The organism is Streptomyces sp. NPDC001219 (assembly GCF_053597915.1).
The window spans coordinates 24,324-31,316 of record NZ_JBSFJF010000074.1 but is presented as its reverse complement, the minus strand read 5'-3'; the positions used below and the strand labels follow the sequence as shown (position 1 = coordinate 31,316).

Genomic DNA, 6,993 nt, shown 5'->3' with positions numbered 1-6,993 from the left:
CTACGAGGACGACCCTCCGCCTTGCGAGCGCACGCACCAGACGCCGCGAGCCCCGCCCTCCGGGCGGACGACGGGACTTTGCGGACACGCCCTAGCACCGGCCCGGCGGATCGGACCTGACGGGCCCGGCCGGGTCCCGGGGGTTCGTCCGGCCGGGGTCGTGTCGCGGTGTGGCGATGAGTTCCGGGGGCCGGTGGAGTCTTCACTGGGGACGGCACCGCGTGGGCGGGCCGCAGCGGTGGCGGCCCGGCACGTACCGGCAGGACGTACCGGCAGGACGTACCGGCAGGACGTACCGGCAGGACGGAAGGACCCGGACGATGACCGAGACGATCGACTTCGCGGCGCAGGCCCGACTGGTGTCGCAGCTCGCGGCCCGGACCGCCGAGGAGCAGCTCGATGACCCCACGCCGTGTGAGGCGTACGCGGTGCGCCATCTGCTGGGCCATCTCGTCGGTCTGTCCGCGGCCTTCCAGGAGGCGGCGCGCAAGAACCTCGGGCCGATGACCAGCGTCAACCCCGGTGCGGAGGTGCCCGATGTGGCGCCCGGCTGGCGCGAGGAGCTGGACCGGAACCTGCGGGGGATGGCGGAGGCCTGGCACGCCCCGGAGGCCTGGGAGGGCGAGACCCAGGCGGGCGGGGTGACCCTGCCCGCGGCCGTCGCGGGGCGGTTCGCGCTCAACGAGCTGGTGCTGCACGGCTGGGACCTGGCGCGCGCCACCGGTCAGGAGTACGCGCCCGACACGGCCGGTCTCGGGGTCTCGTATGCGCTGCTCGCGCCGCTGGCCGAGAGCCCGGAGCGCGGGCCGTTCGGCCGGCCGGTGGCGGTGGCGGCGGACGCGCCGCTGCTGGACCAGGTCGTGGCGCTCAGCGGCCGCCGGCCCGGCTGGACGCCGCCGGCGGCATAGGCGCGGGCGGCGCCCGGTCAGGCGGGAGCGGGCCCCGGGGCGCCCTCCCGCAGCCGGGTCTTGAGAATCTTGCCGCCGGCGTTGCGCGGGAGTGCGGCGACGAAGGCGACCTCCCGGGGGACCTTGTAGTTGGCCATCTCGCGGCGGGACCAGGCGATCAGGTCGTCGGCGGTGAGCAGGGAGCCGGCCCGGCGGACCGCGAAGGCCTTGCCCACCTCGCCGAGCCGCGGATCGGGTATGCCGATGACGGCGACGTCGGCGATGTCCGGGTGGCGGCCGAGGAGTTGCTCTATCTCCGCTGGATAGGCGTTGAAGCCGCCGACGATGAACATGTCCTTGATGCGGTCGGTGATCCGGAGGTTGCCCTCCGCGTCGAGCACGCCCACGTCGCCGGTGCGCAGCCAGCCGTCGGGGGTGAGCGCGCGGGCCGTGCCGGCCGGGTCCTCGAAGTAGCCGGACATCACGTGGTAGCCGCGGACCAGTACCTCGCCGGCCTCGCCGGGCGGCACCGGGCGGTCCGCGGCGTCGACGACCCGGACCTCGGTGCCGGGCAGCGCCCGGCCCGAGGTCGCGGCGATCACCTCGGGCGGATCGCCGCGGCGGCACATCGTGACCACGCCCGAGCTCTCCGACAGGCCGTACGCGGTCAGCACGGTGGAGATCCTCAGCTCGCTGCGCAGCCGCTCGACCAGCTCCAGGGGGACCACGGCGGCGCCGGTGACCACCAGGCGCAGCGCGGAGAGGTCGTGCCGGGAGCGGGCGGGGTGGTCGAGGAGCTGCTGATGGAGGGTGGGCGGGCCGGGCAGTACGGAGATCCGCTCGGCCGCGATCTTGGCGAGCGCGGTCTCCACGCTGAAGACCGGCTGCGGGATCATCGTCGCGCCGCGCAGCAGACAGGCGATGATCCCGGCCTTGTAGCCGAAGGTGTGGAAGAACGGGTTGATGATCAGGTAGCGGTCGCCCTCCTGGAGGCCGGCCAGTTCGCTCCAGACGTCATAGGCGCGCAGGGTCTGCGCATGGGTGATCACGGCGCCCTTGGGATGGCCGGTGGTGCCGGAGGTGAAGATGATGTCCGAGGGGGCGTCGGGGCGCAGGGCGTCGGCCCGGTCGCGGACGGTCTCCGCGGGCACCGCGGCGCCGCCGGCCAGGAATTCCCGCCAGGTGACGAAGTCGTCGGGGGCGTCGTCGGAGAGCACCACGACCTTCTCCAGCCGCGGCAGTCCGGGCAGCGGGCCGGTGCCGGTGCCGTCCCGGGCGGCGCGGCGGAGGGCGGCGACGTAGGACGTGCCGAGGAAGGTGCCGGTGATGAAGAGGAGCTTGGCGCGGGTGCGGCGCAGGACGTAGGCGGCCTCGGTGCCCTTGAAGCGGGTGTTGACGGGGACGAGGACGGCGCCCGCGGTGACGGCGCCGAGGGCGGAGACGATCCAGTCGAGGGTGTTGGGCGCCCAGACGGCCACCCGGTCGCCGGGCGTGACCCCGGCGGCGATGCAGGCGGCGGCCGCCCGCTCGACCCGTTCGCCCAGGCCGGCGTACGAGACCCGGGTACGGCCCTCGACCACGGCCTCCCGGGAGCCGTACCGCCGGGCGGCGGCGCGCACCAGACGGGGGATGGCGCCGTACTCCAGGTCCGCCCGCGCATCGAGGTCGTCACGCATCGCACTGCCTCCCGCCGAAGAGCTGCACGCCACTAGCTGACTGTCCGTCAGATTAGCGGTAGCCTCCTCCGCTGTCAGTACTGGCGACCGACCACGGAGGTGGCCATGGGGGCGACCCTCAAGGACGCGACGGCGATAGCCGGCATCGGACAGACCCCGTTCGCCCGACAACTCCCGGAATCCGAGAAGACCCTGGCCTGCCGGGCGATCGTCGCGGCACTGGACGACGCCGGGATCGACCCCTCGGAGGTGGACGCCCTCGCCTCCTACACCATGGAGGAGACCGACGAGGTCGAGATAGCCAAGGCCATCGGCGCCGGGGACCTCACCCACTTCTCCAAGGTCGGCTTCGGCGGCGGGGGTTCCTGCGCGACGGTGGCCCATCTGGCCGCCGCCATCGCCACCGGCCAGGCGAGCGTCGGCGTCGCCTGGCGGTCCCGCAAGCGCGGCTCGGGGCCGCGCCCCTGGAAGAACACCCGCGTCCAGCTGCCCACCCCGGGGCAGTGGACCCGCCCCTTCGGACTGCTACGCCCCGCCGACGAGATCGGCATGCTGGCCCGCCGCTACATGCACGAATACGGCGCCACCCGCGACCACCTCTTCAACGTCGCGCTCGCCTGCCGCAACCGGGCCAACCAGAACCCGGCCGCGATGATGTACGAGCGCCCGCTGACCCGCGAGATGTACATGACCGCCCGCTGGATCAGCGAGCCGCTCTGCCTCTTCGACAACTGCCTGGAGACCGACGGCGCGCTGGCCTGCGTCGTGGTCTCCGCCGAGCGCGCCCGCGACTGCCGGCAGCGGCCCGTCTACGTCCACTCCGCCGCCCAGGGCCTGCCCGCCCAGCACCACGGCATGGTCAACTACTGGAACGACGACCCGCTCACCGGCCCCGCCTGGGCGGCCGCCCGGCACCTGTGGAAGGGCGCCGACCTCGGCCCGCAGGACGTCGACGTGGCACAGATCTATGACGCCTTCACCCCCCTGATCCCCCTCTCGCTGGAGGGCTACGGCTTCTGCGGACGCGGTGAGGGCGCGGCCTTCACCGAGGGCGGCGCGCTGGAGATCGGCGGCCGGCTTCCGCTCAACACCGGCGGCGGCGGCCTGTCCGAGGCGTATGTGCACGGTTTCAACCTGATCAACGAAGGCGTCAAGCAGCTGCGCGGCACCAGCACCGCGCAGGTCCCCGACGCCGCCACCTGCCTGGTCACCGCGGGCGAGGGAGTCCCCACCTCGGCCCTGCTGCTGAGGAGTTGATACGTCATGAGCACTCGGGAGTCCGCTCGTGAGCCGCTGCGTGAGCCGCCGCGTGAGCCCCTCCGTGAATCCGTCCGTGAACCCGTCCGTGAATCCGTTCGCGAAGCCATGACACCGATCGTGGCACCCGCCACTGACAATGCCTCCGGCAGCGGCGCCGACCTGCTGCTTCCCGTCCCGGACGAGGACGGCGCGCCCTTCTGGGAGTACGCCGCCCGGGGCGAACTGCGCGTCCAGGCCTGCGCCGACTGCGGCGCCCTGCGCTTCCCGCCCCGCCCCTGCTGCCCGCACTGCCGGTCCTTCACCGCGCGCTGGCAGCGGATGAGCGGCCGCGGCCGCATCTGGTCCTTTGTCCTGCCGCACCCGCCGCTGCTGCCCGCGTACGCCGCACAGCCGGGCTACAACGCGATCGTGGTGGAGCTGGCCGAGGCCCCGCGCATCCGCCTCGTCGGCAACCTCGTCACCACCGCCGACGCCCCCCTCAACTCCGTCGACCCGGCCCGGCTGCGCATCGGCGCCCCCGTGAAGGCCGCCTTCCACACCATGCCGGGAGGCGTGACCGTCCCCCGCTGGCTCCTGGAGCGGCCATGACGGTCCGCACGGAAATCAAGGACGGGGTCGCGCTGGTCACCCTCGACCGGCCCGAACGGCACAACGCCATCGACCTCGCCACCGCCGCCGAACTCACCGGCGTCTGGCGGGCGTTCCGCCACGACGACACCGTACGGGCCGTGGTGCTCACCGGCGCCGGCGGCCGGGCCTTCTGCACCGGCGTCGACCGCTCCGTCGACGTCCCCCAGCCGTCCTCCCCCTACTCCCTCGACGACCCGCTGCTCCGTATCGGCCCGAAGGCCAACGACCTGTGGAAGCCGGTGATCGCCGCCGTCGAGGGCATGGCCTGCGGCGGCGCGTTCTACCTCCTGGGCGAGGCCGAGTTCCTCGTCGCCGCCGAGAACGCCACCTTCTTCGACCCGCACACCACCTACGGGATGGTGAGCGCCTACGAGTCCGTCTTCATGGCGCAGCGGATGCCCTACGGGGAGGCCGCCCGGCTGGCCCTGATGGGGACCGCGGAGCGGCTCGGCGCCGCTCGCGCCTACCGGATCGGCCTGGTCTCCGAGCTGACCGCGCCCGGCGCCGCGGCCGAGGTGGCGCTGCGGCGCGCGGCCGTCCTCGCCGACCGGCCCACCGGGGCGGTCCAGGGGACCGTACGCGCCCTGTGGGCGGCCAACGAGCCGGCCAGAGCGCAGGCCCTGGCGCACGCGCCCCAGCTGATCGCGCTGGGCAACCTGCCCCCGGACCGCCAGGCCGCGCTGTTCGCCGCCCGGAAGCGGGACGGCGGGCCGGAAGGTGACCGGGGCGGCGCCCGGGACGGCGGGCCGAGCGGTCAGCCCCTGGTCAGGTGACCCCTACATACGGGTCTTCTGCGCCCGGGTGATCTCGCAGGTGAACCAGAACTGCCCGATGGACGACTGGTTGACGGTGTACTTGGCGGTGTACGTCTCGGTGTCCCCGGGACCGACGACGATCGAGCGCTCGTGCAGCCCGTACGCCTTGCCGTCGGCCGGCTTGGCCTTCATCCAGTTGACGGCCATGTCATAGGAGAAGGAATCGTTCAGGGACGGGTTGGTGATGGAGACCGTGTAGGTGAACTGGCGCAGCGAATCGGAGAAGTCGCAGCCGCTGCCGCGGGCGTCCGACCGCCCGTCCGGGTCGTAGGTCTCCTCGGTCGGCGAGGGCGAGTAGCTGGGCTCGTACGACGGGGACGCGTCGTAGCTGCTGGTGAACGTGGGGCTCGGGAAGGAGACCGGCACCTTCACCCGGGGCCGGCTGAAGGCACAGCCGCCGGCCGTCGCCACCGTCACCAGCGCCAGCCCGGCCGCCACCGCGACCCTGGTACCCCTACGGGTGCCCCCGCGGCTGCCCGTGGCTGTGCGCATGCGCTGCTTCATTCCGTCCACTCCCCCGTGGAAAACGCCGAGCCGTCACTCTTCAGTTGACGCGTGCACGGCACCCTAGCAAGCACCGGTGACACCCCTGACGGCCCCGGCAGCGCATGCGGGCGTACATGCCTCGCGAGTGCGGAGGCGCAGGCGTAGCGTCGGTCCCGGAGGATGACCGGACGACCCGAAGCGAGGCGACGCCCGTGGTGCGCAACGTTCTCGGGTCGCTGATCGCCCTCGCCGGAGCGGCGGCCGCCGTCTGGAGCCCCTTCCGTCCCTGGTACGACGGCCGTCGCGGGAGCGATGTGCGGATCGAGGACCTCTTCAACGGGCTCACACACGACAGCGCCGCGCTCTTCGGCTCCGTGCTCCTCCCCATGGCCTTCGCCGCCCTGCTGACCCTGATCGGGGTCGCCCTGCGCTCCCGGGGGCTGATCACCCTCGCGGGCCTGGTGGTACTGGGGTTCACGATCCTGTGGATGGTCCGCCAGGGACAGGCCGCGAGCGAGCTGACGGCCGGCGCCCGCGGTCTCGGGATCGGCGTCGCCAACGCCCTGGGCGGCGGCGCGCTGCTGCTGCTCGGCGCCCTCGTCATGAGCGGCCGCCCCCGCCGGTCCTACGGACCCGACTACGACGACGGCCGGTACGACGACGGCCGCTACGGGCGCCACGGATACGACGAGCGCTACGACGAACGGGGGCCGTACGACCCGTACACGCCCTACCCGCCGGGGACGCCCGAGCCGTGGGACGCGGGCCGCCCCGGGGCCGAGGAGTGGAACCCGGAGCCGTACTCGACCGGCCCCCACCCCGCCGCGCCCCCGGCCGGTCCCGGAGGTGTCCCCTACGGACAGCAGGAGGACACCCCCACCACCCCCCTGCCGGTCACCCCGCCGCCACCACCACCGCCCCCGCAGCAACAGCAACAGTGGACACAGGCACAACAGCAGCCACAACAACCGCCCGTACAGCAGCCGCAGCAGCCGCCAGAGCGGCAGGCTCCCCCGCCGCCACCGACCCTGCCGGCCCATAAGCAGCCGCCCACGCCTCCGGTGGAGTGGGGCAGGGAACAGCGCCGGCCGCCTCCCCCGCCACCCGAACGGACCGACCGCCCGGATCAGCCCGGCCGGCCCGGCATGCCCGACGCCCCCGAACGGCGCGAACAGCCCCCGGAGGAGCGGGAGTAGACACCCGGGCGGCCCGGCCAGGCAGGGACGCCGTCCCGGCCAT

At 73.6% G+C, this 6,993-nt stretch carries 7 protein-coding genes; 5 read left to right on the top strand and 2 right to left on the bottom strand.

Annotated elements, in window-relative coordinates:
- Window positions 1–320: 320 nt before the first annotated feature.
- Window positions 321–908: a TIGR03086 family metal-binding protein gene (locus ACWC9R_RS31670; protein ID WP_450736678.1), complete on the top strand. Its 588-nt coding sequence runs from the start codon at window positions 321–323 to the stop codon at window positions 906–908.
- Window positions 909–925: 17 nt separating this feature from the next.
- Here ACWC9R_RS31670 and ACWC9R_RS31665 read toward each other — a convergent pair whose 3' ends face one another.
- Window positions 926–2,563 (bottom strand): FadD3 family acyl-CoA ligase, encoded by a 1,638-nt coding sequence (locus tag ACWC9R_RS31665; protein WP_450736677.1) that lies wholly within the window; start codon window positions 2,561–2,563, stop codon window positions 926–928.
- Window positions 2,564–2,668: 105 nt separating this feature from the next.
- Between ACWC9R_RS31665 and ACWC9R_RS31660 the strand changes: the two genes are divergently transcribed.
- From ACWC9R_RS31660 to ACWC9R_RS31650, 3 genes are all read left to right on the top strand, one after another.
- Complete coding sequence (locus ACWC9R_RS31660) at window positions 2,669–3,820, top strand: lipid-transfer protein (RefSeq protein ID WP_450736675.1); 1,152 nt, start codon at window positions 2,669–2,671, stop codon at window positions 3,818–3,820.
- A 108-nt stretch (window positions 3,821–3,928) separates the two neighbouring features.
- Window positions 3,929–4,411 carry a Zn-ribbon domain-containing OB-fold protein gene (locus tag ACWC9R_RS31655; protein ID WP_450736673.1) on the top strand — a complete coding sequence of 161 codons (483 nt, stop codon included), beginning with the start codon at window positions 3,929–3,931 and terminating at the stop codon, window positions 4,409–4,411.
- On the top strand, window positions 4,408–5,226 hold the full coding sequence (locus ACWC9R_RS31650) for an enoyl-CoA hydratase/isomerase family protein (protein ID WP_450736671.1): 819 nt from the start codon (window positions 4,408–4,410) through the stop codon (window positions 5,224–5,226). The genes ACWC9R_RS31655 and ACWC9R_RS31650 overlap by 4 nt, the downstream gene beginning before the upstream one ends.
- Window positions 5,227–5,229: 3 nt before the next feature.
- On the opposite strand, the gene ACWC9R_RS31645 is transcribed toward ACWC9R_RS31650, so the two are convergent.
- Window positions 5,230–5,760, bottom strand: coding sequence for a hypothetical protein (locus ACWC9R_RS31645; protein WP_450736669.1), 531 nt, complete (start codon window positions 5,758–5,760; stop codon window positions 5,230–5,232).
- A 206-nt stretch (window positions 5,761–5,966) separates the two neighbouring features.
- Here ACWC9R_RS31645 and ACWC9R_RS31640 point away from each other — a divergent pair, with 206 nt between their 5' ends.
- Window positions 5,967–6,950 (top strand): hypothetical protein, encoded by a 984-nt coding sequence (locus ACWC9R_RS31640; protein WP_450736668.1) that lies wholly within the window; start codon window positions 5,967–5,969, stop codon window positions 6,948–6,950.
- The last annotated feature ends 43 nt before the right edge of the window (window positions 6,951–6,993 follow it).

Bases quoted from the DNA above. Each gene is read 5' to 3' on its own strand.
- ACWC9R_RS31665 (WP_450736677.1), bottom strand. From the start codon at position 2,563: ATGCGTGACGACCTCGATGCGCGGGCGGACCTGGAGTACGGCGCCATC.
- ACWC9R_RS31655 (WP_450736673.1), top strand. From the start codon at position 3,929: ATGACACCGATCGTGGCACCCGCCACTGACAATGCCTCCGGCAGCGGC.
- ACWC9R_RS31660 (WP_450736675.1), top strand. From the start codon at position 2,669: ATGGGGGCGACCCTCAAGGACGCGACGGCGATAGCCGGCATCGGACAG.
- ACWC9R_RS31650 (WP_450736671.1), top strand. From the start codon at position 4,408: ATGACGGTCCGCACGGAAATCAAGGACGGGGTCGCGCTGGTCACCCTC.
- ACWC9R_RS31670 (WP_450736678.1), top strand. From the start codon at position 321: ATGACCGAGACGATCGACTTCGCGGCGCAGGCCCGACTGGTGTCGCAG.
- ACWC9R_RS31645 (WP_450736669.1), bottom strand. From the start codon at position 5,760: ATGCGCACAGCCACGGGCAGCCGCGGGGGCACCCGTAGGGGTACCAGG.